Origin of the sequence: Acidithiobacillus ferridurans (genome assembly GCF_003966655.1) — a bacterium.
Classification (GTDB): Bacteria; Pseudomonadota; Gammaproteobacteria; order Acidithiobacillales; family Acidithiobacillaceae; genus Acidithiobacillus; species Acidithiobacillus ferridurans.
In genome coordinates this window covers 2,303,781-2,330,366 of record NZ_AP018795.1, presented here as the reverse complement: position 1 = coordinate 2,330,366, position 26,586 = coordinate 2,303,781, and the positions used below count along the sequence as shown (strand labels likewise).

The 26,586-nt window shown below is 56.1% G+C and carries 28 protein-coding genes and 1 pseudogene; 12 read left to right on the top strand and 17 right to left on the bottom strand.

The features are described 5' to 3' along the window. Window positions 1–10: 10 nt before the first annotated feature. From AFERRID_RS12030 to AFERRID_RS12000, 7 genes are all read right to left on the bottom strand, one after another. Window positions 11–418 carry a hypothetical protein gene (locus AFERRID_RS12030; protein WP_126605292.1) on the bottom strand — a complete coding sequence of 136 codons (408 nt, stop codon included), beginning with the start codon at window positions 416–418 and terminating at the stop codon, window positions 11–13. A 9-nt stretch (window positions 419–427) separates the two neighbouring features. After that, a complete protein-coding gene (locus AFERRID_RS12025; protein WP_126605291.1) occupies window positions 428–706 on the bottom strand; it encodes a hypothetical protein in 279 nt (92 codons plus the stop codon). Next, window positions 703–1,902, bottom strand: a complete 1,200-nt coding sequence (locus tag AFERRID_RS12020; RefSeq protein ID WP_126605290.1) for a hypothetical protein — start codon at window positions 1,900–1,902, stop codon at window positions 703–705. Before AFERRID_RS12020 ends, AFERRID_RS12025 begins: the two co-directional genes overlap by 4 nt. 60 nt (window positions 1,903–1,962) lie before the next feature. After that, on the bottom strand, window positions 1,963–6,321 hold the full coding sequence (locus AFERRID_RS12015; protein WP_126605289.1) for a DUF3560 domain-containing protein: 4,359 nt from the start codon (window positions 6,319–6,321) through the stop codon (window positions 1,963–1,965). Window positions 6,322–6,456: 135 nt separating this feature from the next. Next, window positions 6,457–7,428 (bottom strand): nucleotidyl transferase AbiEii/AbiGii toxin family protein, encoded by a 972-nt coding sequence (locus tag AFERRID_RS12010; protein ID WP_126605288.1) that lies wholly within the window; start codon window positions 7,426–7,428, stop codon window positions 6,457–6,459. Continuing rightward, window positions 7,418–7,960, bottom strand: coding sequence for a type IV toxin-antitoxin system AbiEi family antitoxin (gene abiEi, locus AFERRID_RS12005; RefSeq protein WP_041838684.1), 543 nt, complete (start codon window positions 7,958–7,960; stop codon window positions 7,418–7,420). Before abiEi ends, AFERRID_RS12010 begins: the two co-directional genes overlap by 11 nt. A 69-nt stretch (window positions 7,961–8,029) precedes the next feature. Further along, window positions 8,030–8,521, bottom strand: a complete 492-nt coding sequence (locus tag AFERRID_RS12000; RefSeq protein WP_126605287.1) for a lysophospholipid acyltransferase family protein — start codon at window positions 8,519–8,521, stop codon at window positions 8,030–8,032. A gap of 261 nt (window positions 8,522–8,782) precedes the next feature. Here AFERRID_RS12000 and AFERRID_RS11995 point away from each other — a divergent pair, with 261 nt between their 5' ends. From AFERRID_RS11995 to AFERRID_RS11985, 3 genes are read left to right on the top strand one after another with little or no spacing between them, the layout of a single operon-like run. Further along, on the top strand, window positions 8,783–9,679 hold the full coding sequence (locus AFERRID_RS11995; RefSeq protein WP_126605286.1) for a hypothetical protein: 897 nt from the start codon (window positions 8,783–8,785) through the stop codon (window positions 9,677–9,679). 24 nt (window positions 9,680–9,703) lie between these two features. Next, on the top strand, window positions 9,704–9,973 hold the full coding sequence (locus tag AFERRID_RS11990; protein ID WP_126605285.1) for a type II toxin-antitoxin system RelB/DinJ family antitoxin: 270 nt from the start codon (window positions 9,704–9,706) through the stop codon (window positions 9,971–9,973). Then, window positions 9,960–10,097, top strand: coding sequence for a type II toxin-antitoxin system RelE/ParE family toxin (locus tag AFERRID_RS11985; protein WP_318253106.1), 138 nt, complete (start codon window positions 9,960–9,962; stop codon window positions 10,095–10,097). The genes AFERRID_RS11990 and AFERRID_RS11985 overlap by 14 nt, the downstream gene beginning before the upstream one ends. A gap of 599 nt (window positions 10,098–10,696) precedes the next feature. On the opposite strand, the gene AFERRID_RS11975 is transcribed toward AFERRID_RS11985, so the two are convergent. The 5 genes from AFERRID_RS11975 to AFERRID_RS11955 form a co-directional block, all read right to left on the bottom strand. Continuing rightward, window positions 10,697–10,894, bottom strand: a complete 198-nt coding sequence (locus AFERRID_RS11975; protein WP_329394548.1) for an HU family DNA-binding protein — start codon at window positions 10,892–10,894, stop codon at window positions 10,697–10,699. A gap of 32 nt (window positions 10,895–10,926) precedes the next feature. Continuing rightward, window positions 10,927–11,274, bottom strand: a complete 348-nt coding sequence (locus AFERRID_RS11970; RefSeq protein WP_126605284.1) for a hypothetical protein — start codon at window positions 11,272–11,274, stop codon at window positions 10,927–10,929. 11 nt (window positions 11,275–11,285) lie between these two features. Next, the gene (locus AFERRID_RS11965; RefSeq protein ID WP_126605283.1) at window positions 11,286–11,561 is read right to left on the bottom strand and encodes an HU family DNA-binding protein; all 276 of its coding nucleotides are present in this window, start codon (window positions 11,559–11,561) and stop codon (window positions 11,286–11,288) included. A 66-nt stretch (window positions 11,562–11,627) separates the two neighbouring features. Continuing rightward, entirely contained in the window at window positions 11,628–11,951 is a 324-nt protein-coding gene (locus tag AFERRID_RS11960; RefSeq protein ID WP_126605282.1) for an integration host factor subunit alpha, read from the bottom strand. Continuing rightward, window positions 11,948–12,622, bottom strand: a complete 675-nt coding sequence (locus AFERRID_RS11955) for a hypothetical protein (protein WP_126605281.1) — start codon at window positions 12,620–12,622, stop codon at window positions 11,948–11,950. The genes AFERRID_RS11960 and AFERRID_RS11955 overlap by 4 nt, the downstream gene beginning before the upstream one ends. Before the next feature lie 390 nt (window positions 12,623–13,012). Here AFERRID_RS11955 and AFERRID_RS16025 point away from each other — a divergent pair, with 390 nt between their 5' ends. The 9 genes and pseudogenes from AFERRID_RS16025 to AFERRID_RS11915 form a co-directional block, all read left to right on the top strand. Next, window positions 13,013–13,135 carry a hypothetical protein gene (locus AFERRID_RS16025; protein ID WP_264318063.1) on the top strand — a complete coding sequence of 41 codons (123 nt, stop codon included), beginning with the start codon at window positions 13,013–13,015 and terminating at the stop codon, window positions 13,133–13,135. A gap of 355 nt (window positions 13,136–13,490) precedes the next feature. Beyond that, complete coding sequence (locus tag AFERRID_RS11950) at window positions 13,491–13,688, top strand: type II toxin-antitoxin system VapB family antitoxin (RefSeq protein ID WP_012536620.1); 198 nt, start codon at window positions 13,491–13,493, stop codon at window positions 13,686–13,688. Continuing rightward, window positions 13,685–14,059, top strand: a complete 375-nt coding sequence (locus AFERRID_RS11945) for a type II toxin-antitoxin system VapC family toxin (RefSeq protein WP_126605280.1) — start codon at window positions 13,685–13,687, stop codon at window positions 14,057–14,059. Before AFERRID_RS11950 ends, AFERRID_RS11945 begins: the two co-directional genes overlap by 4 nt. Window positions 14,060–14,158: 99 nt before the next feature. Continuing rightward, window positions 14,159–15,613, top strand: a complete 1,455-nt coding sequence (locus AFERRID_RS11940; RefSeq protein WP_126605279.1) for a type I restriction-modification system subunit M — start codon at window positions 14,159–14,161, stop codon at window positions 15,611–15,613. Then, window positions 15,610–16,815: a restriction endonuclease subunit S gene (locus tag AFERRID_RS11935; RefSeq protein WP_126605278.1), complete on the top strand. Its 1,206-nt coding sequence runs from the start codon at window positions 15,610–15,612 to the stop codon at window positions 16,813–16,815. The genes AFERRID_RS11940 and AFERRID_RS11935 overlap by 4 nt, the downstream gene beginning before the upstream one ends. A gap of 9 nt (window positions 16,816–16,824) precedes the next feature. After that, complete coding sequence (gene hsdR, locus AFERRID_RS11930) at window positions 16,825–19,131, top strand: EcoAI/FtnUII family type I restriction enzme subunit R (protein ID WP_126605277.1); 2,307 nt, start codon at window positions 16,825–16,827, stop codon at window positions 19,129–19,131. Window position 19,132: 1 nt separating this feature from the next. After that, window positions 19,133–20,050 (top strand): restriction endonuclease, encoded by a 918-nt coding sequence (locus tag AFERRID_RS11925; RefSeq protein WP_126605276.1) that lies wholly within the window; start codon window positions 19,133–19,135, stop codon window positions 20,048–20,050. A 277-nt stretch (window positions 20,051–20,327) separates the two neighbouring features. Further along, window positions 20,328–21,874, top strand: a protein-coding gene (locus tag AFERRID_RS11920; RefSeq protein ID WP_126605275.1) for an IS3 family transposase whose coding sequence is annotated in 2 segments (ribosomal slippage) — window positions 20,328–20,790 and window positions 20,790–21,874 — 1,548 coding nt in all. Because the reading frame shifts where the segments join, the coding sequence is not laid out codon by codon here. Between the two features lie 243 nt (window positions 21,875–22,117). After that, window positions 22,118–22,321, top strand: a pseudogene (locus tag AFERRID_RS11915) (integrase core domain-containing protein); the annotation flags it as partial. Between the two features lie 774 nt (window positions 22,322–23,095). Here the strand turns inward: AFERRID_RS11915 and AFERRID_RS11910 are convergent. Genes AFERRID_RS11910 through AFERRID_RS11890 form a run of 5 tightly spaced genes read right to left on the bottom strand, consistent with a single transcriptional unit; the run spans window position 23,096 to window position 26,384 of the window. Continuing rightward, complete coding sequence (locus AFERRID_RS11910; protein WP_126605274.1) at window positions 23,096–23,596, bottom strand: TIR domain-containing protein; 501 nt, start codon at window positions 23,594–23,596, stop codon at window positions 23,096–23,098. Window position 23,597: 1 nt separating this feature from the next. Continuing rightward, window positions 23,598–24,191, bottom strand: a complete 594-nt coding sequence (locus AFERRID_RS11905) for a 7-cyano-7-deazaguanine synthase (RefSeq protein WP_126605273.1) — start codon at window positions 24,189–24,191, stop codon at window positions 23,598–23,600. Next, entirely contained in the window at window positions 24,188–24,901 is a 714-nt protein-coding gene (locus AFERRID_RS11900) for an 8-oxoguanine DNA glycosylase (protein ID WP_126605272.1), read from the bottom strand. Before AFERRID_RS11900 ends, AFERRID_RS11905 begins: the two co-directional genes overlap by 4 nt. Continuing rightward, complete coding sequence (locus tag AFERRID_RS11895; RefSeq protein ID WP_126605271.1) at window positions 24,898–25,881, bottom strand: hypothetical protein; 984 nt, start codon at window positions 25,879–25,881, stop codon at window positions 24,898–24,900. The genes AFERRID_RS11900 and AFERRID_RS11895 overlap by 4 nt, the downstream gene beginning before the upstream one ends. Further along, on the bottom strand, window positions 25,878–26,384 hold the full coding sequence (locus AFERRID_RS11890; RefSeq protein WP_197722436.1) for a DUF4231 domain-containing protein: 507 nt from the start codon (window positions 26,382–26,384) through the stop codon (window positions 25,878–25,880). Before AFERRID_RS11890 ends, AFERRID_RS11895 begins: the two co-directional genes overlap by 4 nt. Between the last annotated feature and the right edge of the window lie 202 nt (window positions 26,385–26,586).

Here is a 26,586-nt window from a genome sequence, read left to right as displayed (position 1 = left end):
CGAAATTGCCTCAACCATAGGCCGCCGCATCCCCCTGCGGATTCACAACGGCGGACTGGTATGACCGGACATCGACACCAAAAATGGCGGCCACTTTCTCATCGGGAAGCTGATCGGCAACGCCGACCTGCCCGCCGATTCGGGAAAGGTACTCCAGACTCTTGCGGACCACGGACAGGTCTCCGGTTTCCGAGAGAAGATAAATCACCTCGGGTGATTCATCACGAATCAGCGCCTCGATGGCCAGCTGATACCCGCCCAGCCCCTGGGAATCGTCCACCGGACGCAGATGATCCGGATGACCGCCAATCCACAGATTGCACTGGCCTTTCCCCTTCGTGGATTCGCTTCCTGCAAGGGTTTTGCACCCTGCAAGGGTGTGACGGAACCCCGTCAGGGCCTTGAAAAATCCGAACATCACGCCTCCTTACAGTTCTATGCCCAGGGCATGACCGGCAATCTGTTTGCCGATCTCCTTTTTCAGCGCCTTGCCGGGCGTTTCAAAACCCAGCTCTTCGGCGCTCTCGGCCAGTTTGTCCACACGCCGTTGTGCGAGAAATCGCTGGGTGGACCCGACCGGCAGCGATTCGGGGTCGGGCAGTTCACGGAGTTGCGCGAGGATCAGCGCAACCCGCTCCCGATGCGCGGCGTCGCCGCGCTCCAGCTCTTCCTCGGCCCACTCCAGCAGTTCTTCCGCCAGACTCATAGCTGCACTCCTTGGGAATGCTGCTTCTCTTGTGCTTTAGCGGGAGCCCTTTGGGCCTCACGCGTTGGTACCGGGTTGAGCATCTTCGGGTCCACGCCCAAAGCCTGCTCGATGGCCTTGCCCTCCCGATGATCCGGGATCTTCTGCAGCGCGTCGTTGGCCCGCAGACGCCCAGGGTGTTCGTGAATCTGCTGGTCTCCGGAAGAGACCCGCACATCCACCTTTTCATGGCCACCCAGGGTCGGTTCCGAACGGGAGAGGCTGACGGTCAATTTCTCGCCGCCGTCATACGCTGCCAACGCCGCCAGCCCGCCCTTACCATCCGGCTCAAACACCACAGGCGCCTTTTCGTAGTCCCCCGTCTGGACATCGCGCCGCTGCAAGGTCCCCGTCAACTGCCCATCTTTTTCATAGATGGACAGGTTGTGCCAGACTCCGTCACGGTCCTTGATGCCGGACTCCAGCGCCGGGAAGGCTGCCGCCTGCAAGGCTGCCGTCTGCAAGGCTCCCCGCTCGTTCGCTACGGTTTTCGGCGTAATCCCTTGCTCCACCATCCGCTCGGACAGACCAGCGGCAACCTCGGCGAAGTAGCTCTCCCGGGTGCTGGCGGCGATCTGGTTCAGAATCTTCCTGTCCTTCATACCGGCATCCAGCATCGGCCTTTGCGCCGCCTCCACCCGCTCCCTGGCCTTCTCGAAGTGCCCGGAAGTAGCCGGAACTTCCTGCCCGTCAGGGCCCTTCATGGTGGCCACATGATCCACGAAAGTCCGATCATCCCGCTCCGTCTGCTTGGCAAAGGCGCCAATGCTGATTGCGCCTCCGGCGTGTTCCCGCGTCGCTGTGTCGAGCTTGGTGATCAGCCGCTGAGCAAACTCGGAGCCCATGTCCGCCGACAGGATGGTCCTGCCGGCTTCGTTCTCCAGCGTGACACGCAGCTTCCTGAAGGTCTCCCCATTGGCCTGCGTTTCCGCGACCTGCACACCCACCAGATTGCCTTTCAGCGCCTGTTCGTACCGTGCCCCATGTTCCTTCAGAGCGTCGCGGACGATCGCCTTGTTCTCCGGGGAGTACCCCTTCTTCCATTCCGCGTCCCCAATCTGTTCCCGCGCGGCTTTCAGGGCGGCGTTCGTTGGTTCATCGTTGACCTGCACAAAAGCATCCGCGAGATTGTTCCGTTGCATCATCCGTGTAGCCATCACTTTCTCCTTTCCGTCTCCAGCAAAAATTGCTCAAAAAACTTCCATACGCTTTATGTCCTAGAACTCCACGCCCTGCTGCTTCTGTCTCTCCTGCAGTCTGGCGGGGGACTTGTAGGCTTCCCGCGCCGGCAGGGGATCGAGCATTTTCGGGTCCACGCCCAAAGCCTGTTCGATGACCTTGCCCTCCCGGTGGTCCGGGATTTTCTGGAGCGCTTCATTGGCCCTCAGATGTCCCGGATATTCATGGATCTGGTTCAGTGCCAGCGCCCCCCGCTCGTTGATGCCGCGCTCGAAAACCCGGACATTCACCTGGGCCAGGCGCTGCTGTTCCGACGGTTCCGATGACTCCAGATCCACGAGGATCTTCTGGCCATTCGCAAATCCGGACTCCGCTTGCAATCCACCCAGTCTCGTCGGCTGGAACAGCAACGGTGCCTTCTCGTACTCCGCCGTTCCGGAGTGACGACGCTGAATAGTGCCTGCCAGCAGACCGTTCCTTTCCTGCACGGAAAGGTGGTACCAGTCGCCGTCGCGGTCCTTGATGGCCGCAACCAGCGCGGCACTGGGGTCGCGGATAGCATCAGATGGATTCACTGCATGACCTTTCGGGGCGGGGGCGTTGTCGAGCCTGGGAGCGGAATCCGGCGCGGCTGCCACCTGCACGGTTGCCACCTGCTCGTGCGGCATCAGCGCGTCCAGCTTTTTGATGACATCCCGCGCGGCATATACGGCATTGCCCGTCCACTGCCGTTGCCAGGCGCCCTCGGAAGGCGCCCACCGAAAGCCGCTCGACTTCATGAGATTGCGGACCTCTTCGTTAGGCTTATCCTCGAACCGGAACTGGATGCGGTTGATCTCCCTGTTCTCCCGAACCGTTCCCCAGGCATACGGTGTCTCACGGTCCTCCAGGGCCTGGGCCTTTTCCAGGATCTGAATACGCTCTTCCAGCCACCGGATGTTGGCGTTATTGTTGCTGAGGGAGTACGACGCAAAACCCACGGTCCCCATGACATCCGGGGTCAAAATGGCTTTTGCCCGGTCCGGCTGGAACCCCAGATGCTCCAGGGCCGCCTGCTGCGCCTCGGGGCCATCCTTCTGATGTTTGCGGATGGCGGCGTTCGCCGCCTTCATGCGCTCCTGGGAAGACTTCAGATTCTCCACCCGTTCCCTGAGTTTTTTCACGGCATCCGGATCGTCCGCGCTGATGGCGTAGTCGTTGACGCCTTTAGCGCGGCGTTCGTAATACGCTGCCTTCTCCAGCAGGTCGAAGCCTTTGCCAAAGTTCTGGTGGATACGCTCACGAAACTTTCGATCGCGTTTTTCGCTGTGGTGGCCAACCAGGATCGGCTGACCAAAAGGGATGGCGTCCGCCATGCGCCTGGCCTGCTCCATGCGGGCTTTCGCCCGCGCCCGGGTCTTTTCAGAAAGGGCAAGATACCGTTCCTTGCGCGCCTCGATTTTTTGCTCGTAGGCGTTCTTCCCGGGAGCTTCCGGCGCAATCCCTTGCACAATGCCCGCCTTCTCCAGGGCGTTACGCACCATGCCATCGGCGTCCATGGCCAAAACCCGCTTGGCAAAGGCCGTGAACCGCACGTCCTTGACGCGGGAATACTCGCCCCGGTCATTGACCAGATGGTACGTGGTTGCCGCACCCTCCTTGCCAGAAGCAATGCGATCCTGGCCGCCTGCGACTTTCAGCGTCACATACTCCTGTCCATTCACCACCTGGCCACCGACATCCACGCGCAGGCCCTTCAGATCCGCCCAGGCGCCGACCACGCCATCTCGCAAGCCCCGAGCTTTCCGTTCCCGCTCCGCCAGCGCATTGCTTTCCCGCAGGGCCTGCGCCTTTTCAGGACCGGCCCACTCCAGCAACTGTGCGACCCGTTCTTTTTGGGTCTTGCCCAGTTTTACACCCGTCATGTGCGTAAATACCTCTTCCGATCCCGGGTTTTGGCTGTTGTGGCCAATCATTCCCAGCAGGGTGTTGAGATCCTTGTCCTGAATCGCCCCGACCACTTTTCCGATCATCGGGCTGTCCGGACTTGCCTCAATCCCGTGCTTCCAGTAGGTCGCCTGCGCGATTTCCCGGGGTTCGCGCAGGCTGCCGGACTCCAGCAGTGCCTTGCCATGCTCCCTGAGCCGTGCCTTGAAAGTGTCCCGGATTTCCCGGTCCAGATCGTGAAATCGCTCGCCAAGCCGTCTTGCCTGGTCATGGGCGGTTTGGACGGCGGGCAGATCGGGGATCTCTTCCGGAGTAAATGCCTGCGCCAGGCGCAACTCCGGGGCCGACGCTCCCCGGTTTTCTCCCTCCCCGAGGATCCCAAAGGTATCGTCCACGCCTGTGCGGAAATCCCGCATCATGTCGGAGAAGCCCCGAAAATCCGCCGGAGCCAGACGCTCGGAGCGCTCGCGGACCGCCGTCACCAGTTTCTCTTCCCGCTGTGGCAACTGGGCGTAAAACGCCTGGTACTCCTGAAGCGCCTGTTCCTTCATCTGGGGGGTTTTCTCTGCCTCTGGAGCGAGAGCCCGGTCGAATCCCACGGCCTGCTCCAGAGCGATCTCGCGGAACTGTCCGTCTCGACCATAGACACGGGCCTCCATACCCTGATCTGGCCCCGTCTCCGCCCGCAGGTGATAGCGGATATCGCCGCCAGAGGTATCCAGGGCCGCGATGATCCGTCCTGAGAAGGGACTGGATGTCACACCCGGTTCATGCGGTTCAAAACGAACGAGATCGCCGACCTGGGGTCGTTCCATGCGCTGCACCCCCACATTCAGCTGAGTAGCAACGAGACCCGCCGTGGCCGGACTGAGGCCCACAGCATCGCCATAAGCCACCGGGCTTTCCTGAAGCGCTCTGGCCCATTGCGCGGAACGCTGGGGATCGGTACGGCCTTGCCGCTCCACGAAGGCTTCGGCATTGGCGACGGGATCGCTCAGTCCGGCAAAGTTCGGGTGTTCGCCTTGCCGGGCGCGGTTGCGGTTTTCAAGAAACGCGATCAGCTCCGGGTCCAGGGCGCGTTCCGGCAAGGCTGACGCCTGTAGGGCCGCCGCCTGCAGGGCCGCCGCCTGCAGGGCCGCCGCCCGCTCCGACTGCCCGCGCGCGGTTTCGACCGCCATGAGCACGGCGCGGCCCGCCCGATCGCGCGAATCGTCCATGCCCATGGTGCGTTGGTACGCATCGGTCTGCGGATCGATGGCGTCCAGATCCGGACCGGGGGTGCCAGCGCCCGGGATGTGTTCCACCAGGTCGTTAGGCAGTACCGTGGGCACGATGTGGTCCGCCCCGTCCAGGCCGGGAGTGCCGTTGGGCCACCGGTAGATGCGCCTCAGTCGCGTCGCTTCGCCGGGCTGGGCGGCGTCAAGCACCACACCCTCAACCTCTTGCCCAATCTCATTCCTGTATCGGACGTAATCGCCACGGGAGAGGGCTGGTCGCTCCTGCTCCACCTGCAATTCCGGCGTCCGTTCGATCAGATAGTCGCTGATCCCCTGGGCATCTTTGATGGCCTGCATCAGGATCTGCTTGCACTCTTTCTCCGGCAGGGCTTTGAGCCATGAAGCGAGGTAGGCTGCGGAATTGCCCAGCTCCCGGCCCTCTTCCAGGTCCTGGGAAGCAGGATCAAAGCCAATTCCCAGACTCGCGGCGGTCATGGCCGCCGACATCTCCGCCCGCAACTCCTCGATGGCGTACTTCTCACTGCCGAAGGAGTTTTTCAGATCGCGGTTCAGTCGTCTCTCATGACCTGTGGCATGGGACAGCTCGTGCAGGAGGGTGGTGTCATGCCCCACAGCCTGCTCGAAAGATTCCACGGGAGGCATCTGCACCCGGTCCTCCGACGGACGATAAAACGCCCGGCCGCCGCCGTACCGCAATTCCACGCCCAGGCGCTCGGCCAGCTTTGGCAACCGCACATCCGGCTTGCCCTCCAGTTTCAGGTCCGGCTCCTGGCGCTCCAGAGGCGGGATGCCGTCCATCTGCGAGGCGTGAAACACGGTGTAATACCGGACACCCAACCGGCGCTCCGTCGGCTCGGGATCTGTCACACCCTGTTTCTCCAATCGCTGGATTTCTTCCTCTGTGCGCTTGTGCTCGTATTCCTTCCAGACTTCCAGCGGCAAGCCGGAAGCACCCTGGCGCACCTGCCAGCCCTGCTCCTGGGCCTGTTTGTAGGTACACCAGCGGGGATCAGAGGGGTCCGGCGACAAGGCCATCAGGTTTTCGTAATTCACCCCACGGTAGGGCTTTCCGGTCACCCCATTCACGGGCGCAAGGATCTCTCCAGCCTTCCAGGGGCGCTGCCATCGCGCCGTGCCCTGTTCGATCTGTTCAATCAGTCTGTCGGCAAGCTCAAGACGATGGTCTTTCTTTTCAGTGTTGTTCCCAGAACGGGGTGAGGCGGGGACGGGCATCGTACTCTCCAGCGCAGTCAATCTTCGACTGGAGGGTATAGATCGGGCGATCGTGGTATAGCTTTATCGGGCCGAGCAGCGTCCTGCCCGGCATAGAGACGCAGTTGCTCTGCTGTGCCTTAAAATCAGGATGCCTTATAACTTCGGCCCACGTTTTTTCTTCCCTGGCAGCACCTGCTGGACTTTTTTGAGATCAAATTCCAGATCCTTCCGCAGACTGGATAGCAATCCGCTGACCGTATTCTCGAAATATTTCTCATACCCCTCCTTGCCAAACATCCTGTCATGTTGTGTTTGCGGCAGGAATCGCGCCATCTGCGCACGGAACCCCTCTCCACCAGCAATCACGGGAATCGCAGCAATGGCGCGATCCAAAAACTGGGGGAATTCATCCAATCCATAATCCGAGATTTTCCTTCTGACCAGTTGGGTATCCAACTGCGCTCCCTGACCAGATAACCACGCGATATCCCAAATATCCCGATGCCTGATCCGCGATGGGGTCAACTCCATCTCCTGGCCAATCATTCTGGAAATGGAAGCAGGAAGTGCAATCAGCTTGTCCGCCAGAATCTCATCCCTGGACTCGACCGCCACCAAAGGTTGACTACGCCCCTCCAGAACGGAATAGTTAATCCGCAATGGAAGAATATCCCTGGAATAGGCCGGTACGTTGGCAATTTCCAGTTTGATCTTTTGCCGTGGTACGTCCGGACGATCCGGACTGGTCTGGATCGTGACCATCCATTTATCTACCCGCACTGTCCCATCAAATGGAGCATCCCTGGGCTCCCGGACCGTGATATCCAGGTCAAAGCGCTTGCCAATCTTCCCGACAATGCAGCCTTTGACGGCGGCCATACTCCGGGCGGAAAAATTCTTTCCACCCGCAAAGTCAAGGTCTTCACTGAATCGCTCAGAGCCATAACATAGACGCAGAGAGGTTCCCCCCTGAAACACCAGATCCTTTAACAGCCCCTCTTCGTCCAATGCGCTAAAAATCTCATAGTGCAGCAATTCCTTCTCCACCACAGGACGCAAAAAACCCAGCCCGTCACCCCGCATGGCCACATCTACATATTGCGCAAAATCTTCTTTATTCATCATCCACCTCGTCCCGATCAATCAAGTCTATGTTCCGTCCTACACGATGGAGATCCTGGATGGCAGCCTGCTTTCTGGCAATACGCAATGGACGCCCCTTGACGACTAATGTTCTTTCCAGAAGATCCGGAATAGTGCGCTTGGTGTGCGTGAATTCAATAGCCCCAAAGGGGGTCTTGTGGAGTCCTTTCGCGCCTGTGGTCATTACCGTCAAGCGATCCACAGGAATCTGTGAGATCACACCATATTCCGAGAGAATACTTTCCAGAGAAACGTAATTGAAATCTCCCGGGCGCAGGGCCTGCGCGATCCGCTCGATCAGCCAGCCCCGGTGACGCGGCACAGCTGGACCAAAAACGTAGATGCCGCGAGCGGCGCGAACCAGAAGGTTGTCCTGGCACATGCGTTGCAAGCTCTTCTCCAGCGCTTTCTCATCCTCTTCCGGAAAAATCTTCTCCAGGTCTCGTCTGGAATAGACGACAAGCCCCTTCTGTTCCAGGGCGGATAGGCGATTCAGCAGATCCAGTCGTTTCATGTGCACGCGAACCAGACAGTTGTGTAGGGTTTCTATACACATAATAGAATCTGCCATGTCGCTTGTCTATCAAGACCCGCCTTCAGGCTGATCCCCGTGCGCACAGGGCAGACCAGTGACTGGGCATGGCTCAGGAGTGGCGCGGCGCTCACGCCCCTGATACGCCACTTGAGGGATCCCGAGGGTGTGAACCAGGCAAATCTCCGTGATCAGGCATCGGGATTTTCGGGCCAGCCAGGAGGCTCCAGGCATGTCTGGTCTGCCCGGCCTGGAAATGCCTGTTCCCTGCGGGAACAGCACTACGCCGTGGCCCGCCTCCAGGGTGCGCAGAATCACCCGAAGCGCCATGGGCGATCGTTGGTCAAGGGCGACCATGCGCTGGTGGCCGTGGACCCGGCCATACCAAGTCAGCGCCCTTCGCCAGAAAGGGTGGCGGGCATAATCTGGATCGACGGCGAACAGGTAGCCGCAATGTCCACCCATCTGATGCAGGTAACGGGCAATGACAGGGCCGTCCAGCAACGACGTATGCGGACGGACAAGGATCAGGTGACCCGGCATGGCGATACTCCCGTGAAGGCTGATGGGAGGGTATAGATCATGCACAGGGCGGGTATCGGAGCATGCGGACAGTGAATCCTCCCGCGACTAAGCCAGGGCTGTAGTCGGGACTTCGTGCTCTGCGCATGGCGAAAAATTCAGCACCCGCAAAGCATAGTTGGGACTGAGAACAAATTTGCCAAGAAGCGCACGACCTGGCGGAAGAAAATCTGAGCAGATGGTGCTACCCTAGGAGCAGCTTCAGATCGGACAAAAATTTCGATGAGCACTGAACATTTTCGGATTACCTACGATGGTCCAGCCTTGGATACGCACGAAATGGATGTGCGGGATCTGGCTCCCGCGCTGCTCTCTCTGGCAGACGCTTGTGATGCTGCCAGTCAGGCACTATTTGGCCCGAAGAGCAAAATGGTGGTAAACGTCAAGGCATCGTTCAAGACCGGCAGTTTTGGTGTAGACCTTACTTTGACATCCGGTGTGCTCCAGTCAACGATAGACTGGTTTTCCGGTAAGGACGGGCAAGGGCTGGCCAACGCGACAGCAGTACTCCTGGGGTTGGGGGCTTTTGGCGGTGGCGCCATCGCTGCTCTGAAATGGTTGCGCGGACGAAAAATTCACAGGATAGATATTCACGGGAACAAACGAATTCTCATCACGGAAGATGAGGATCAGCTTGAAATCGAAGAATATACTCTTATTTTGCTTCAGCACCGCGAATTTCGGGAAAAGCTCGAAAAAGCATTGGATCCCCTGAACTGTGATGGCATTGAGACTATAGCGTTAGGCCGGGATGAATCTGTCGATGTCACTGTTAGCAAAAAGGAGCGTGGATACTTTGTTACTCCACCAGCCACGGATGAGATTTTGTTCTCTGAAGAGCGAACACAGGCTTTCTCTATCGCTAATCTGGCGTTTCAAGAAGGCAACAAGTGGAGACTGTATGATGGGCAGGCGACCGTATTTGTGTCTATTGAGGATACAGAATTCCTTCTTCGAGTGAACTCCGATAAGGAATCTTTTGCAAAATCGGACGTTTTGATTTGCCGCGTCCGGGTCACGCAATGGCAAACAGATGCCGGGGTAAAAACGGACTATGCCGTATTAAAAGTTCTGGAACACAAAACTCATGCCACACAGCTAAAATTGCCCACGGTGTAACCTGAGCATTCCTAGACAATTACCATGAGCACTACCACTGACACCTACGTCCGCGCCCGCATTGACACCAACACCAAGGAGCGGACCGCCAGCGCGCTTGAAGCAATGGGGCTGTCGGTTTCCGACGCCATCCGTCTGCTGATGCTGCGCATCGCCGACGAACAACGCATGCCTTTCCACGTGAAGGTGCCCAACGCCACCACCAAGAAGGCCATTGCCGAGCTGGAAGCGGGCAAAGGCAAGAAGTTCACTAGCGTGAACGGTCTGATGGCGGATTTGCATGCGGACGATTGACCGTTCCTCCGCGTTCAAACGCGACTACAAGCGCGAGGCCAAGGGCCAACACCGGGCCACGCTCGATGACACGCTCAGGCCGGTATTGGTGGCACTGGCGACTGATCAGCCCCTCGATGCATGACGAGCGTAGGTACTTCTACTTGGAACTTTGACTCGAAGAACCGTGCTAGATCATCAACCGCGTATTGAGCAGGCGCTCGCCGTTTACACCCGCAATTTCCACGGACATCTTTTGTAGTTGGTTGCGCTCGACTGAGAACCAGTCGGCACCAGAAAATAGGTATTTGCGATCGCGCATGATTCGAAGCTGTGTGAGTTATAACGCCAAACTTGAATGTGGTCAGCCAAATTGATGGTTCTCTGGTCAAGTTACATGAGGGGCAAACGGCGGCATAAAAAGGCCACGCAGCCCAATTTTGTGAACGGGGCGGCATGGCTCGGAGAGAGCGATTTCTCAGATCAGAACGGCGGATCGTTGACGATAGGGGGCGGCTGTCACGGATCGGCAATATGGCGCCACACCGTAGTCGGCGTAATGGCGCCATATTGCCGACCCGTGACATTGCTTGCCGGCAAAGATGGCGCGGACGCCGCTAAGGAAATTGCCGACAATGTTGTGGGATCGGACACCCGGCCATACACGGGGCCAATCACACGAACGATCTGTCTACTGGGACAGCCGTTGATGTCCGGTATAATGACTTTTGACCCATGGTCCACCTATGCTTCCGCATCCTGAACGTGTGGGTTACATCGTTGCCGCAATTTGGGGCGGGCCTTGAAAGTGACCACGCGACACGCAGTAATTTCACATGGCACGCCAGTTCCGGGGTTGCGCCCCGGTCTTGAGAAAAAACTGGCAACCAATTCCGCGCATCCCTTATGGCTGAAACCGAAGGTATCCACCAGGTAATCCATCAATTCCTGTCTGGTAACCGTCATAGTCGGACCTATCCGTTCTTGGGCCGCCGTCCACGCTTACCCTTACCATGCTCTGCCAGCAAAGCTTCACCACGCGCCAACAGCGCTTCGGCATCATCGATCAAGGCTTTTTCAATGGCTGCTATGTAATGCCGGAAATCCCAATCTGGTGCGAGAGTCGATGCAGCGCGCGCAAAGCGTTTTTCTTGTTCCAGATTTTTCTTGCGGCTGGATGGGGATTGCATCAGTTTTTTCTTTTCTTCCTCAATCTTGGCAAGCGCGGCACTCTGACGTTCCATAATTTCGGCTTGCTGCTTTTCCAAATCCGCCAGACGTTGCTCGGCAGTACGACGAACATACTTTTTGGTTGCTTCCATGATGAGATCCTTTAGCTATTCACTTTATCCGCAAATTCTTTCCCCGCCTTGAACTTGATGCTCTTCTTCGCGGGAATGTCGATTTCCTGGCCTGTCGCCGGATTACGACCCTTACGGGCTGGCTTTTCTGCAACCTCAAAAGTGCAGAAACCCGGAAAGACGATCTTCCCGGCTGTCGGCAACTCTGTTTCCAGCGTATGCCGGAAGACCTGAAACACTTTCTCGGCGTCCACCTTGGACATGGCCCCATGTTGCGCCAGGGCAGCGACAAATTCTAATTTGTTCATGATGGACCTCAACAAAAGGAAAGGGTGCGCCCCACTTTAAGGAATGCCATTCCAATTCGCAAGCGGCTACTGAGGGGTTTTATGACGTAGACGCCGAGAATACGGCAAAATCTGATTAGATTTCGTGCGCAACTGAACACTTGCGCTGAATGTCACCACTCGACGGGCTTTGATTTCGTATGGTTGTCCGGTTTTTGGATTGCGGCCAGGGCGCGACGATTTAGCCCGCACGGTAAATCTACCGAATCCCGATAACTTGAGTTCCGACTCTGTGATGATAGCGGCACGCATGTGTTCAAAGAAGGCATCCACAAATTGCTCGGCTTGCGGATGGGTCCAACCGCCCACTTCCCACAAATGATTTGCCAGATCTTTCTTGGTAATAGTCATGGTTCCTTCAGTAGCTTTTTTAGGGCACGTTGCGCCGATGTCAATTCTTTGATCAGAAATTCATGCCCTTCTGAACGGGACAAACATTCATCCTGGGCTTCCTGATAGGCCCCCTGAAAATCTCTGAATATGGCTTTGCGCTTGTCCTTGCCGGTCTGGATGAACGATTCGTCGTAGTGCGCCATGATATCCAGGGCAAAGGCACCGACAACAATGATGGCCGCGTTGGTGGCGTATTCCGCCATCAGGTCAGGACCGTAGCTGTCTATGGTCATGATGAAATCGTCCGACGGCAGCATCTCATCGAGCTTGTGCATCACTTTGTGGGCATGTTCGCCTCGCCGGGCCAGACTGTCCGCATCTTCCTGGGAAAATTCCGCTGGATGACGCATGGCGTAATCAATGAGCACGTTAGCCGCGTCCGTCAGCGCATTGAGGCCGTCGATAGTGCGCAGCAGGTGGGTCGTTGGCAGGTCATCGGCAGGGCGTTCCGCCGTGGGGGTAAGATACAGGCCACCCGCCTGAATAACCGCCATGAGTACATCCACAGGCTCGTTATTTATATCCGGCAGATGAAATGCGGGGTAACCGCCTGCAAGGCCGCGTTCCTTGCGATTGGCTTTTGCAGATTTGCCGATGCGTTCTTTGGGAAATGGGTGAACATTAGTCATGGCTGCAATTTACCATGTTGGCGGGGACTGGCAAATCTTACAGACAGCCCCTTGGCGGGGTGTGCGGCCTTTCACCGGGGCAGACGGAAATACGCAGCAGAGAGGAATGCATAGCTTCCCGCAGGGTTCATCTGGGAACTGCGTGCTCCAGACGCTTTCCACCTGTATCTGTCAGAATGGCTTCGTCATCCTAAGCTGGTCCAGTTCGGATTTCTGCCGGATCCTGCATAGCCGCTTTCAGATCCCGTAAAATGGCCCTCACAGGCCAGGAGCTTCTGTGCCCGTAACCCCGTCTCCCTCACATGAACAATCCGACCAAGCCGACGCCGTTTCGTGGCGTGGCTTAACAGAACGCTCCGATTCATCGGGGGAATCGGAGCGGCAGAGTTCATGGTGGCGGAGGTGGTCCACCCGGAGGGCCTGGAGGTGGTCCGCCAAAAAATTCAGGAGGCCCTCCTGGTGGTGGCGGAGGTGGCGGTGCACCCGGCGGTGGCGGTGCTCTTACTGCTGTAAAGAACGCTCCCGGTGGTGGCGGAGGTGATGAAGCCGAACTTGGTCAGTGCTTTGATCCAGCGAGGAGCGTTGCCAACGCGTTGATATTGCGCAGGATGCCTGCACGTTACCCCCTTCTTTATCTTGCGTTCCGTTCCACTCCCCTCCCTTCCCCTCCCCTCTCTAGTGAATACTCCACCGGCTAAAAGACGGCGGCCTCAGGTTACGGCTGAAAGCCGGATCGGTCGGCGCTGCGACCGACGGCTGTCGCTACACAACATAGAAATCATCGTCCGAATATGCGCACCGAGCCCATGACAAACCAACACCAAACATCTAAAATAACATCATGTGATGCCATGGTGAGGTCCATCTTATGCGAACGACAATCAACCTGGATGATGAGCTCCTGGCCCAAGCCAAAACGCTCTGTGGCGTAGAAGACCGTGGTGCCCTCTTAAAAGAGGCCCTGCGTGCTTTGATTGAACGGGAAAGTGCCCGTCGCCTCGCTCGCTTGGGTGGAACAGAACCGCAGTTACAGAACATTCCCCGCAGACGAGAGCCTGCCGCTTGATTCTGGTCGATACCTCCGTCTGGATCGACCATTTCCGCTCTGGAGATGCACACCTCTCTACTCTGCTTGATCATGCCATGGTGCAAACGCACGATTTCATCATCGGAGAAATCGCTTGCGGGAATCTCAAAAATCGGCAACAGACCTTATATCTGCTCTCATGTTTACCCCGATGCACCGCCACCTCTCCAGAAGAAACCCTGTTTTTCATTGGGCGTCATGGACTGATGGGACGCGGTATAGGCTATATTGACGCGAGTATCCTAGCCTCCGCCATGCTCGTGCAGGCCAATTTATGGTCCCGCGACAAACGTCTCATGGCTCTGGCTACCGAACTTGGCTGCGCGTACTCGCCGACGTCATCCGAATAGAAGGCAGTTCAGTCCCACGCCGCGCTCCTTCCCGCCGTGCCTTCAATGCCTTATATTCAAGCCACAATCTATAACAACTACTGATCGCAAGAGAGACGCATGTTTGAGCAGGCCTTCAAGAATATCGATGACATCCTCCATAAAGACGCAGGCTCCTCCAGCGAACTCGATTACACCGAACAGACCTCCTGGCTACTGTTTTTAAAATATCTGGATGCCCTGGAGCAGGACCGGGCCATGGAGGCGGAGTTGGAAGGTCGTCCCTACACCTTCATCCTGGAGGATGCCTTCCGCTGGGAGCATTGGGCGGCGCCCAAAACGGCAGATGGCAGGATGGACCACCACAAGGCCATGTCCGGGGACGACCTCCGGGACTTTGTGAATATCCGGCTGTTTCCGTATCTGTCAGGCTTCAAGCGTCGTGCTACTGGTTCCAACACCATCGAGTACAAGATCGGTGAGATCTTCAGCGAGATCAAAAATAAGATTCAAAGTGGCTACAACCTGCGGGAGATCGTGGAGATCATTGATGGTCTGCGCTTCCGGTCCCAGACGGAGAAGCATGAGCTATCGCACCTCTACGAAGCCAAGATCAAGAACATGGGGAATGCCGGTCGTAACGGCGGCGAATACTACACGCCCCGCCCCCTGATTCGGGCGATTGTGCAGGTGGTGGCGCCCAAGGTCGGCGAGAAGATTTACGACGGCGCCGTGGGCTCTGCGGGTTTTCTCTGTGAAGCCTTCGACTATCTCAAGGCCCAGCCGGGACTGACCACCAGCGATATGCAGACGCTGCAGGAGCGTACCTTCTACGGCAAAGAGAAAAAGAGCCTAGCCTACGTCATCGCCATCATGAACATGATTCTGCATGGCATTGATGCGCCGAACATCGTCCATACCAACACCCTGGCCGAAAATCTCATGGATATCCAGCCGAAAGACCGGGTGGATGTGGTGCTGGCGAATCCGCCCTTCGGTGGCAAGGAACGCAAAGAGGTTCAGCAGAACTTCCCCATCAAGACCGGCGAGACGGCTTTTCTATTTCTGCAGCACTTTATCCGTACGCTGAAAGCTGGTGGACGGGCCGGTGTGGTCATTAAAAACACCTTCCTGAGCAATACGGACAATGCCTCAGTCAGTCTGCGCAAACTGCTGCTGGAAGATTGCAACCTACATACCGTCTTGGATCTGCCAGGCGGGACCTTTCAGGGGGCGGGAGTAAAAACCGTGGTGCTGTTCTTTGATAAGGGCGCGCCGACCCGAAAGGTCTGGTACTACCAGCTCAACCCCGGACGGAACATGGGGAAGACGAATCCCCTCAATGACAACGATCTGGCGGAGTTTGTCGCACTGCAGAAGACCAAAGCCGACTCGCCGCAGTCATGGACCGTAGACGTGTCCGGCATCGACACTCGCACGTATGACCTGTCGGCCAAGAATCCCAATGGCGGTGATGAGAAGGTGCTGCGCAGCCCGGAAGAGATTCTGGATGAGATTGCCGCACTGGATGCCGAGAGTGCTGAGGTGCTGGCGGCTATTCGGGGGCTGCTGTGAGGGAGGGGTGGGAGGTCAAACCTCTCAAAGAAATGTGCCTTATAAAACCACCGAAGTCAGAGGCTCGCAAGGGCCAGAATGCCGATTTTTTAGTATCGTTTGCACCTATGGAAACCTTAGGGATAGATCAGAAGTATCTGATCACTAACCAGACTAGAACCATGAGTGACGTGGTAGGAAGCTATACCTATTTTTCTAATGGCGATGTTCTGTTAGCCAAAATTACGCCTTGTTTTGAGAATGGAAAACTGGGTATCGCATCAGATTTAATTAATAATATCGGGTTTGGCTCCAGTGAATACATTGTGTTTCGAGCAAACGAACAGCTTGATGCCGAATGGCTATATTACTACCTGTCACGGCAATCGTTCCGAAACGAAGGTGCTAGCAGAATGGCCGGAGCTGTAGGCCATAAGCGAATCACAAAGGACTTTATTGAAGATTATCCTATTCCGATTCCACCCCTCCCCGAACAGCGCCGCATCGTCGCCATCCTCGACAAAGCCTTTGAAGGCATAGCAACCGCAAAAGCGAACATCGAGAAGAATCTCCAGAATGCCCGTGAGATCTTTGAGAGCCATCTGAATGCGGTGTTTTCGCAGCGGGGTGAGGGGTGGGTGGATCGGCGGTTAGGTGATGTGGCCATGGAATTTGGACGTGGAAAATCAAAACATCGGCCCCGTAACGATCCTAAGCTTTACGGCGGAAGCTTTCCATTCATTCAAACTGGAGACGTGCGCAACTCAAGCCATCTAATCACTTCTTACGATCAAACTTATAACGATGCAGGTCTGGCGCAGAGCAAACTTTGGCCTAAAGGAACTCTTTGCATAACCATTGCAGCAAACATTGCGGAGACAGGCATCCTAGATTTTGACGCTTGCTTCCCAGATAGCATTATTGGACTAGTCGCCAACGAAAAAATATCCACCAATAAATATATAGAATATCTGCTTACTAGTTTCAAATCTCGCTTGCAGCTTCTGGGAAAAGGAAGCGCGCAAGATAACATAAACCTGGCGACTTTTGAAAGCCAATATTTCCCGTTCCCGCCATTAAGTAGCCAGAAAGAAATTGTATCCATATTTGACGATTTACATGAAGAAACCCAGCATCTCGAATCTATCTACCAGCAAAAACTCGCAGCCCTCGACGAACTAAAACAATCCCTCCTACACCAAGCCTTTAACGGCAACCTATAGGACTCCGCCATGAATGAAGCCGACACCCGCGCCCAACTGGTAGATCCTGCCCTCAAGGCCGCTGGCTGGGGTGTGGTGGAAGGCAGCCGGGTACTGCGGGAGTACCGGATCACTCAGGGGCGGTTACAAGGTGCCGGACAACGCGGCAAGCCCGAGATTGCCGACTACGTGCTGGAATACCGTAACGAAAAGCTCGCCATCGTCGAAGCCAAGCGCCGCGATCTGCCCCATACCGAAGGAGTCATGCAGGCCAAGCAATACGCTCTGAAGATGGCCATACGCTTCACCTATGCCACCAACGGAACAACCATCTATGGCATCGACATGGAAATGGGTTCGGAAGGTGAACTACCCTGTTATCCTTCCCCCGAAGAACTCTGGAATCAAACCCATGTCGTAGAAAATGCGTGGCGGGATCGTTTTGCCGCCATTCCGTTTGAAAGTGTCGGCGGCTCGTTCCAACCCCGCTACTATCAGGAGACCGCCGTACAGCGCGTCCTGGAAGCCATTGCACAGGGACAGGAGCGCATCCTCCTGACGCTGGCCACCGGCACGGGCAAAACCTTCATCGCCTTCCAGATCGCTTGGAAGCTTTTTCAGGCCCGCTGGAACCTCTCCCGCGAACCCAGCCGCAGGCCGCGTATTCTTTTCCTGGCCGACCGGAACATCCTCGCCAATCAGGCATTCAATGCCTTCAACGCGTTTCCCGAAGATGCCCTGGTGCGGATTGCTCCTGAGGATATCCGCAAGAAAGGCCGCGTCCCTACCAACGGCAGTATCTTTTTCAGCATTTTCCAGACGTTCATGAGCGGTGCCGGTGACACGCCGTACTTCGGGGACTATCCGCCGGACTTCTTCGACTTCATCGTGGTGGATGAATGTCACCGGGGCGGCGCCAAGGACGAAAGCAGCTGGCGCGGCATCCTCGAATACTTTGCGCCTGCGGTACAGTTGGGCCTCACCGCTACACCCAAGCGCCGGGACAACGTGGACACCTATGCGTACTTTGGAGCGCCGGTCTATATTTACAGCCTCAAGGACGGTATCAACGACGGCTTCCTGACCCCTTTCAAGGTCAAGCAATTCGCCACCACCATCGACGAATACATATACACCCCCGATGATGATCTCCTCGAAGGGGAAATTCAGCCTGGAAAAACCTATCTGGAAAAAGACTTCAATCGCAAAATCGTCATCCCCGAGCGGGAACGCTATCGGGTAAAACTCTTCATGAGCCAGATCGACCAGCGCGAGAAGACCTTGGTGTTCTGCGCCAATCAGGAACATGCCGCCATGGTGCGGGACATCATCAATCAGGAGAAGACCAGCACCGATCCCCTCTACTGTGTCCGCGTGACGGCCAATGACGGCAGCATGGGCGATCAGTATCTGAAAGACTTCCAGGACAACGAAAAAAATATCCCCACCATCCTGACCACCAGCCAAAAGCTGAGCACCGGCGTCGATGCCCGGAACATTCGCAATATCGTTCTGCTTCGCCAAATCAACAGCATGATCGAATTCAAGCAAATCATCGGTCGGGGCACCCGGCTGTATGATGGGAAGGACTTTTTCACCGTCTATGACTTCGTGAAGGCGCATCATCATTTTGGTGATCCGGAATGGGATGGCGAGCCGCTGGAAGCGGAATCCACAGGGGGAAGCAGCGAAGTGCGGGAACCCCGTCTACCTCTACCGCCGACCGAGCGGCCCGTCAAAATCCGGGTGAAGCTGCGGGATGGGAAGGAGCGCAGCATCCAGAGCATATCTTCCACCATCTATTTCGGACCAGATGGAAATCCCGTTACGGCAGCGCAGTTTCTGGAAGGGCTCTTTGGCACACTGCCGGAGTTCTTCAAGGATGAGGACGCGCTTCGCCAGATATGGAGCGATCCTGAGACGCGGAAGAGCTTTCTGCAGGGACTGGCCGAGAAGGGCTATAACCGGGAACTGCTCATGGAGATGCAGCAAATCATCGACGCGCAGAATAGTGATCTCTATGACGTGCTGGCCTATGTGGCCTTTGCCTTGCAACCGGTTTCCAGATCAGAGCGGGCTGAACACGCCAAGCAGAGTATGGACCAACAGTTCACCGACAAGCAGCGGGCCTTTCTGGACTTTGTGCTGGCGCAATACGTGAAAGTGGGTGATGCGGAACTGGATACCGAAAAATTATCGCCGCTACTCCGGCTGAAGTACAACAACGCCATATCCGATGCCTTTGCTGAGCTGGGTAGCCCGGCAGAGGTGAGGAAGGCATTCAGTGGGTTTCAGCGGTATTTGTATGCTGCTAACGAACACCTAACAGGGAGATAAGATGTCAGACGCAACCGATGTTTCACGCTCGCGAGCACTTGCTGCAAAGGTCCTTCACGCGGCATTCGTGATTCTCAAAGACAAGGGCGGTGAGGCGCCAGGACGCGATCTTGTAGCTGAGATACCTAATAAGGTCGAGCTGGACGATTGGGCCAAAGCGAGCTACGAAAAGAGTGGAAATATTCGCTGGCAATCTACACTACATTTTTTTAGTATTGATGCCATTAAAGCGGGATTTCTTGTCAAAAAGAAAGGGGTATGGTACCTCACCCCGGAGGGCGAAAAGAAATTGGAGCTTGGACCGAAAGGACTTCTAGATGCTGCGACTGCTGCTTATCGTGACTGGAAAGCCAAAAACCTAAACGCAGACACGCCTATTGCAGAAATACAATCCCCATTATTAGGCCCGGGTGAAATCGAAGAGCACCGCCAAGAGGCGACCATCCAAGAACTGGAAGAAGCATCTATTGATGGCATTAAAGCTGGTATCGACAAGAAAAATGAATATGAATTCCAGGATATTGTTGCCGCATTACTGCGCGGCATGGGCTACTATACCCCATTTATTGCTCCAAGAGGTAAGGATGGCGGGGTTGATATCATTGCCTATCGCGACCCCTTAGGCACAGTAACTCCACGCATCAAAGTGCAAATCAAGCACCGACAGGACAAGGCCCCAGTAATGGAAGTTCGCCAATTAATGGGCTTATTACAGAAAGAAGGAGATGTTGGTATTTTTGTTTCATCAGGTGGGTTCACCCCAGATGCTAAAACAGCCGCGAGAGGTTCACATGTGCATGTTGAGCTGATTGATTTGGATCGCTTGATTGCCCTATGGCAGGAGTTCTATCCTAAAATGGCCGATGACGATAAAGTGCTTCTGCCTTTAATGCCAATATATTTTTATGCACCAAAATGAGCTTATATAGATTAATTGAGATATTAACAATCAACGCGACATTAAAATTCAACCAAAAGCATCTGGGGGAAATGATAAAATGATTCCCCCTACTCCTGCTGGGAAATGACCATGAAGAGTGAAACTCCCTCACTAACAGACGAAATAAAAGCAGAGATATGGGTTCTAATAGACACCTTCAGCACGAAGCTTCCTAAGAACCCCCGGTGTCAGGGTAGTTGTCGCCTCTCTGAAATGGAGTCAGGCATAGGGTGGGGGCGGAAAGTGGATTATCGGGATGAAGCATTATTCAGCAGAACGTAAGGCCGCTGTATTGCAGAAGATGTTGCCGCCCACCAGTTTGTCCGTGGCAGAACTGGCCAAACAGGAAGGGATTTCTGATGTTACGCTGTACCATTGGCGTAAGCAGGCGATAGCGAGTGGGGCGATGAGTGCAGTGACCAAGAAGACAGCAGAGGGTTGGTCTGCCGAGTCCAAACTGGCAGCGGTGGTGGAAACGGCCCTGCTGTCCGAGGTGGAGTTGAGCGAATATTGCCGGGAGAAAGGGCTGTATCCAGACCAGGTAAAAGCGTGGAAACAGGCTTGTATCGTTGGACAGCAGACCGCCACCCAACAGAAACAGACAGCGGGTGCGCAAGCCCGTGCAGACCAGAGACGGATTCGTGAGCTGGAGCGGGAACTGCGTCGCAAAGACAAGGCCTTAGCCGAGGCGGCTGCGCTGTTGATCTTGCGAAAAAAATTGAACGCCCTCTGGGGGGACGACGCCGGGGAAGATTAACCCCGGTCCCGGAGCGGCAACAATTGGTCGCCTGGATACAGGAAGCGGCTGACGGCGGCGCCCGCCGGTCGCGGGCCTGCGCAGAAGCAGGTTTATCATTACGCACCGTCCAGCGATGGACAGAGGAGCAGGGAATGGTGAAGGCGGATGCCCGCACGACGGTCGAACGACTGGCACCCAGCAATAAGCTGAGTGAAGCCGAGGTGCAGGAGGTGCTGGACGCCTGTCATCGTCCGGATACTGCACACCTGCCACCGACCCAGATTGTGCCACGGCTGGCGGATGAGGGGGTTTATCTGGCATCGGAGTCCACCTTCTACCGGATCCTCAAGGCCGAGGGCATGGGGGCACGGCGTGGCCGTGCGCACCCGCCCCGCAAGGAGAAGTTACCCACCACCCATACGGCCACCGCAGCCAACACCGTCTGGTCTTGGGACATCACCTATTTGCCGTCGCCGGTGCGTGGGCAGTACTACTATCTCTACCTCTTTGAGGATCTTTACAGCCGCAAGGCGGTGGCCTGGGAGGTCCATACGGAGGAGAGTGGCGAGTATGCCGCTGCGCTCATCCAGAGGGGTTTTATGGCGGAGCAATGCTGGCGGCAGCCACTGGTCTTGCACTCCGACAATGGCGCCCCGATGAAATCATCTACCCTGCTGGCCAAGCTCTACGATCTGGGGATCACCCCATCCCGGGGCCGACCACGGGTCAGCAATGACAACCCGTATTCAGAGTCGCTGTTCCGGACGCTGAAATACTGCCCACAGTGGCCGGAAAGCGGCTTTGCGGACCTCGACACCGCACGAATCTGGGTGCGTGACTTCATCGTCTGGTACAACCATGAGCATCGTCACAGCCGCATTCGCTTCGTCACCCCCGCCCAGCGTCACCGGGGCGAGGATCATGTGCTGCTGGCGAAGCGCCATGCCCTCTATGAGGCAGCCAAGGCGAGAAACCCAGCGCGCTGGTCAGGCCGCACACGCAATTGGACACCGATCGGTGCGGTAGATCTGAACCCGCAGCGACAGGATAAAAAGGCCGCTTAAAAAATGGGTGACGCGACAACTACCTTGACAGACGCCGGAACTGCGCTTACAAGCTCCGCTACAATGAATGCTATTTGTATTTGAGCCGGGCTGATGATAACAATGCACCACAACCCATCTGCCATCTGGAATGGCGCGGAAAAAAGATAACTGGGACTTTGTGATCTACAAACACAGCCAAAATCAGTATGACCCTGCCGAATGGATGTGTCCCAGTATGCAATATATCGACGGCACCTTGGAAGCTATGACAACGCCCTGGCCGAGACGATCAATGGGCTGTACAAGGAGGAGCTAATTCACAGGCGCGGCCCGTGGAGGACACGGGAAGCGGTGGAACTGGCGACCCTCGAATGGGTGGCGTGGTTCAACCATGTCAGGCTGCTCGAACCAATCGGCTATATCCCTCCGGCAGAAGCTGAGGCAAACTACTATCGGCAACTCGCCGTGTCAGACCGAATTAACGGCCTGCACTTAAACCAAATGGCCTCCACGAAACCCGGGGCGGTTCATGATGCCACTTTTCAGGTCTCTTGCCAGCCTCCCATAACTGCATTTCTATTGTGTCTAGAAAATCGTCAGTCATCACGTCCTGGAGATCTACCCCCACCCTTCGATACTCCGTGACCACAATTTATCCCATGGATAAGTCCGCCACCGAACAGGGAAGAGACGATGAGAAGGGCAGTCACGGCAGGAGCTTTGAGCGCGACCGTGCATCTCGTCGTCACACCGCATTGAGTTAACATAGCCCTGTGTGAGAACCATCATCGTCAAATCTGTGGCCGCTGTAGCGCTGCGTAGCTCACCGGGGAGGTCGGGAACTTGTTTTGTTCCGCATTCAGATACGACATTGACAAGCTGAATCGGTACACCAGCTACGTTAAGCGCGATCTGCAACTCGTCTATAAATCTCCAAAGTACGCGGACACGGGTATCACGAGTCGAATGACTAACGAGCATTCTCATAGTTGGCTGATCTTCTCTGCGAAAGTAGGTAAGCATTCTGGGTGATCGCACTCTACCGCAGTGGTGGTTGGGGATAGCCATGCGCTTCAAATTTCCAGAGCCGTGTAGTCGAGGTCGCAATAATTGGTGTCCTGACCTTGTCACCATATATTCAACCCGTTAGCGTGAGCGGCAAATATGATGCGTCTTATAAATCTATTTATTGTCCACATCAGTGGTTCTAATTTGCAAGTCATATTTCCGAACCAGAGATCAACGCTTGGTGCTTGCTTCCTCAATAGCCTCCATAAGAGCAGCATGCCCCCACTTCACTGCTTTACACCCGTTCTGCTGGAAAGCTGGTGGTGTCTTGGCAGGCGGAATATCACCCTTGTGGACCCCGACAACGCCTTTGCCGCGCTTAAGGCTCTCTTCGATTTCCCAGTTGACCCATTCGCTTGAAGCAGTTTTGTCGGTTAGATAAACCACCGTTACAGAGCAGCGATCTATTTTTTCGCGAATGTTCCGCTTGATGTAGTCCGCGTTCGCGCTGTCGACGGGTTCCTTGAGCGAATGATCATCAAATTGCAGGTCAAGTTTGTCATTTTTGGCCTGCCCTCGGAGCAAGTTCACCTCATGGAGGTCATCATGGTCGAAGCTGATGAAAACGTGCCTACTGACGTCCCCTATGGCTTCGGCGAGGCGCTGTTTAACCTTGTCCTCTAGGCTCTTGATGTCTGAACTGAATAAGCCGCCGCCGGAACCTCCACCCATGTCATTCTCCTTCGTTGAATTGAAACTCAAGACAGGCGATGCAGCGACCACAAGGCAGTGAATCACCGGTGTGACACGAGTAGGTGCCGCTCACGCCTTTTTCATTTGCAAGTCTGACGACGTCTGCTTTGCCGAACTCGATTAGAGGTGTCAGTATCTTGATGCGGCGCCCCATTGCAGCCTCGATGGCTTCCCCGGCATTAGCAAGGAACGGTGGCCGCTGATCCGGGAACAAGCTGAACTGCTCTGCCAACAACCCGATGGCGACTGATGAAGCACCAAGTTGATAGGCGTACGCACTGCCCATCAGTAGGAACATCAGATTCCGGCCTGGGGTAAAGGCTTCGTTCTTAATATCCAGTTCCGTGCTCGTCAGGCCGGAGACAATGACGCGCCCGAATCCGGAGAGGTCCATTTTCGTCGGTTCGGGCAATCCAAGTTGCTTATGGACGGCCTGGCAGGTTGCCCACTCTTTATTTGCAGCCCGCTGGCCATAGTCGATGAATAACGGGAAGTGGTCGATGTGGTCTTCCTTTGCCATCACACCGACCAGGGTCGAGTCGAGGCCACCAGAAACCAAGTTCACAAAGCTCATAAATAGGCCTCCCTCTTGGCAACGCGCATCGTGAGCCAAGTCGCCAGATCGACGCAACCAAGCGAGTATCCGAACTCATCCGCGACTTCACGAAAGGTATCTTCTATTTCTTCGTAGAACGACAACCGTCCTAGCCTGCTAGGCGTGAGCGAAAGCCCGCGTGCCAACTGAAGATAGTCCAGTACGTGCACATCCAGGACAGCTAGATCCGCGCAGCAACCGACTCGCCGCAAGAAGAGGCTGGCCTGTTTGGGCCCAAACCCCCATATGTTCTGGATCAAAACCTCGCGCGCCCCCTTGGCGCTCTCGGCAGCAAACAACAGACTTCGGATTGAGCGGCCTTTTCCGTAGATCTCGGCTACCGTGGTTGCCAGTAACGAGGCCAGACGGTTCTTGAGTCGCGGCCGCGCCCAGCGCGTGGAGCCGTCTTTCCCCACCATGACCAATGGTTCGGAGAGCACCGCAATGATGCGGGATTCGTATTCGCCGTGATCGAGCCGGCATTGCGGCAGGATAAGGCCCACGTCACGCAAGCGGTCTGCCGTGGCCACTGCCATCTCGAACACCATCTGGCTGCCGAAGATGCACAGCGCAGCTTCGTATAGCAGCTCTTCTTCGGTTAGCAGATGCCAGTCCTGTAGCGCACTGCCTTGTGCCTTGACCTCGCCGCACATCGCGCGAATTGTCCGGTTAATGATGTCCACCTTCATGATGCACTCCATTCAAAGGCTGGGGCACATTGCTGGAACGCGCGGACCGGGAAGTTGTGGCGGCAGAAGTCGACCACGTTCCCGGCGGCCATTGCAGCCCGAAGGCGGTGCATCCACCCCGCGTAAAACTCGAGGTTGTGTGCCAGTGTGCGCGCCTGAAACGAGAGTTTGGCATCGGCCCAAGCCGTTTGCCCGGTAAAGAAATCGGCCTGTGACAGGTGGTAGAGCAATGCTGTGTCGTGATCGACAACGGTTTGGCACCACTCTAATCCATCGAAGCTGTCAGCTCCCATCGCAGCGTACAACGCAATCGATATCGGATTGCCCGTGCCCAGCAGGTGCAGGGCGACGTAACGCCCCAGCTTGTCGAGTTCGCCTCGAATAGCTCGTACCGCGCAGGCCCGCTCGATGACGCCATCGCCCAGCCTGCGCTCTGGCACGGCCAACATCGGAACGCCCGTCTCCAAGGCCACTGCAGCACAAAGTGCAGGCAAGGCCTCTGCCGTGGCGTGGATGATCGGCACCACCCGGCAAACACCTGCCGCAGCCTGATCGCTGCGCCAGCGAGCGACCACTAGCGCTACGTGTTCGTCCGCATCGTCCGGTGGCTGCTGTTCATCAAACCCAAAGGCAAGGTCGCAGGGGAATGCCCCTAGCATCCGGTGAAACGTGGTTTGAGCCCAGCTGCCTTGTGCATCCTTCCAGAAGCTCTCGTAGTTGCCGGAATCCATCAATGTCACCGCACCCGCATCACGCGAGGCTTGTAGCATCTGTACAGCATTTTCCGGGCTCTCGATGACGGCCAAATCAAAGGCCGACACCAGATACTGGCCATTTAACCCAACCAGTGATGAAAGAACCTGCAAGTAGTCATGCGGCCGTAGCGGCGTCTTTACCGACGAGATGGACGGAAAGTAGACCGGCAGCGGGAGAGATTTCTCGCCGATCTGCAATTCAGCTGGGCGGCTCACAGCCATCATTTGCCCTCCAGCTTGACAGCGGCGGCGACACGGCGAGTTTCGTTGAACCAGTTGGCATGCTCCGTTGATACGTGCTCCTCGACACGCTCGGCGAGCTGGATCAGCCGCTCCGGTTCCGCCAAGCCACGGTAGGGGCCGGCGGTGGACAGGAACAGAAATTTCTCATGCTTCAGACGCTCTGCTGTCGAGCGATAGGTGACCCAGAGTGTCGAATACTGGTTCATCTGCTGCACGGCCTCCAACAAAGCGATCGCAATGCCAGAAACCGCTGCGGCCCATTTTGCCAAGTCAGCAGGCAAAAGGCTCATCACTGGAATCAGCATTGCCAGCGCCACCTGAGCCAGCTTCATCCTCTTGTACCAGTGCTGGCTGTGTAAGCTTTTGTCGTCGTACCACCTCAGTTGATCCTCTAGCCGCAACCAAGCGGGCTGATTGACAGCGAAATCAGGTACAGCGACCGCCAGTTCATCGGGCTTGTCGTTGGTTTTGCTAAGTGCCGTCACGGCGCTCCTCCTCACAGGTGATCAGTTGAACATGCGTTCCATCGTCCCCGGGATCAGTGCGTCATCGGCTTAGCGGGGGCATGCGAATTGTACCCCCATTTTTTCCTCAACCACTTGAAGCGAACTTCATGGGAGGCAAACTTAGTGGTTTTCGATACACTTTGTATGACTGCTCAGGCCGAACTCCGGTAGTTCGTGGAGC

Bases quoted from the DNA above. Each gene is read 5' to 3' on its own strand.
- AFERRID_RS12030 (WP_126605292.1), bottom strand. From the start codon at position 418: ATGTTCGGATTTTTCAAGGCCCTGACGGGGTTCCGTCACACCCTTGCA.
- AFERRID_RS12025 (WP_126605291.1), bottom strand. From the start codon at position 706: ATGAGTCTGGCGGAAGAACTGCTGGAGTGGGCCGAGGAAGAGCTGGAG.
- AFERRID_RS12020 (WP_126605290.1), bottom strand. From the start codon at position 1,902: ATGGCTACACGGATGATGCAACGGAACAATCTCGCGGATGCTTTTGTG.
- AFERRID_RS12015 (WP_126605289.1), bottom strand. From the start codon at position 6,321: ATGCCCGTCCCCGCCTCACCCCGTTCTGGGAACAACACTGAAAAGAAA.
- AFERRID_RS12010 (WP_126605288.1), bottom strand. From the start codon at position 7,428: ATGATGAATAAAGAAGATTTTGCGCAATATGTAGATGTGGCCATGCGG.
- abiEi (WP_041838684.1), bottom strand. From the start codon at position 7,960: ATGAAACGACTGGATCTGCTGAATCGCCTATCCGCCCTGGAACAGAAG.
- AFERRID_RS12000 (WP_126605287.1), bottom strand. From the start codon at position 8,521: ATGCCGGGTCACCTGATCCTTGTCCGTCCGCATACGTCGTTGCTGGAC.
- AFERRID_RS11995 (WP_126605286.1), top strand. From the start codon at position 8,783: ATGAGCACTGAACATTTTCGGATTACCTACGATGGTCCAGCCTTGGAT.
- AFERRID_RS11990 (WP_126605285.1), top strand. From the start codon at position 9,704: ATGAGCACTACCACTGACACCTACGTCCGCGCCCGCATTGACACCAAC.
- AFERRID_RS11985 (WP_318253106.1), top strand. From the start codon at position 9,960: ATGCGGACGATTGACCGTTCCTCCGCGTTCAAACGCGACTACAAGCGC.
- AFERRID_RS11975 (WP_329394548.1), bottom strand. From the start codon at position 10,894: ATGGATTACCTGGTGGATACCTTCGGTTTCAGCCATAAGGGATGCGCG.
- AFERRID_RS11970 (WP_126605284.1), bottom strand. From the start codon at position 11,274: ATGGAAGCAACCAAAAAGTATGTTCGTCGTACTGCCGAGCAACGTCTG.
- AFERRID_RS11965 (WP_126605283.1), bottom strand. From the start codon at position 11,561: ATGAACAAATTAGAATTTGTCGCTGCCCTGGCGCAACATGGGGCCATG.
- AFERRID_RS11960 (WP_126605282.1), bottom strand. From the start codon at position 11,951: ATGACTATTACCAAGAAAGATCTGGCAAATCATTTGTGGGAAGTGGGC.
- AFERRID_RS11955 (WP_126605281.1), bottom strand. From the start codon at position 12,622: ATGACTAATGTTCACCCATTTCCCAAAGAACGCATCGGCAAATCTGCA.
- AFERRID_RS16025 (WP_264318063.1), top strand. From the start codon at position 13,013: ATGGTGGCGGAGGTGGTCCACCCGGAGGGCCTGGAGGTGGTCCGCCAA.
- AFERRID_RS11950 (WP_012536620.1), top strand. From the start codon at position 13,491: ATGCGAACGACAATCAACCTGGATGATGAGCTCCTGGCCCAAGCCAAA.
- AFERRID_RS11940 (WP_126605279.1), top strand. From the start codon at position 14,159: ATGTTTGAGCAGGCCTTCAAGAATATCGATGACATCCTCCATAAAGAC.
- hsdR (WP_126605277.1), top strand. From the start codon at position 16,825: ATGAATGAAGCCGACACCCGCGCCCAACTGGTAGATCCTGCCCTCAAG.
- AFERRID_RS11925 (WP_126605276.1), top strand. From the start codon at position 19,133: ATGTCAGACGCAACCGATGTTTCACGCTCGCGAGCACTTGCTGCAAAG.
- AFERRID_RS11910 (WP_126605274.1), bottom strand. From the start codon at position 23,596: ATGGGTGGAGGTTCCGGCGGCGGCTTATTCAGTTCAGACATCAAGAGC.
- AFERRID_RS11905 (WP_126605273.1), bottom strand. From the start codon at position 24,191: ATGAGCTTTGTGAACTTGGTTTCTGGTGGCCTCGACTCGACCCTGGTC.
- AFERRID_RS11900 (WP_126605272.1), bottom strand. From the start codon at position 24,901: ATGAAGGTGGACATCATTAACCGGACAATTCGCGCGATGTGCGGCGAG.
- AFERRID_RS11895 (WP_126605271.1), bottom strand. From the start codon at position 25,881: ATGATGGCTGTGAGCCGCCCAGCTGAATTGCAGATCGGCGAGAAATCT.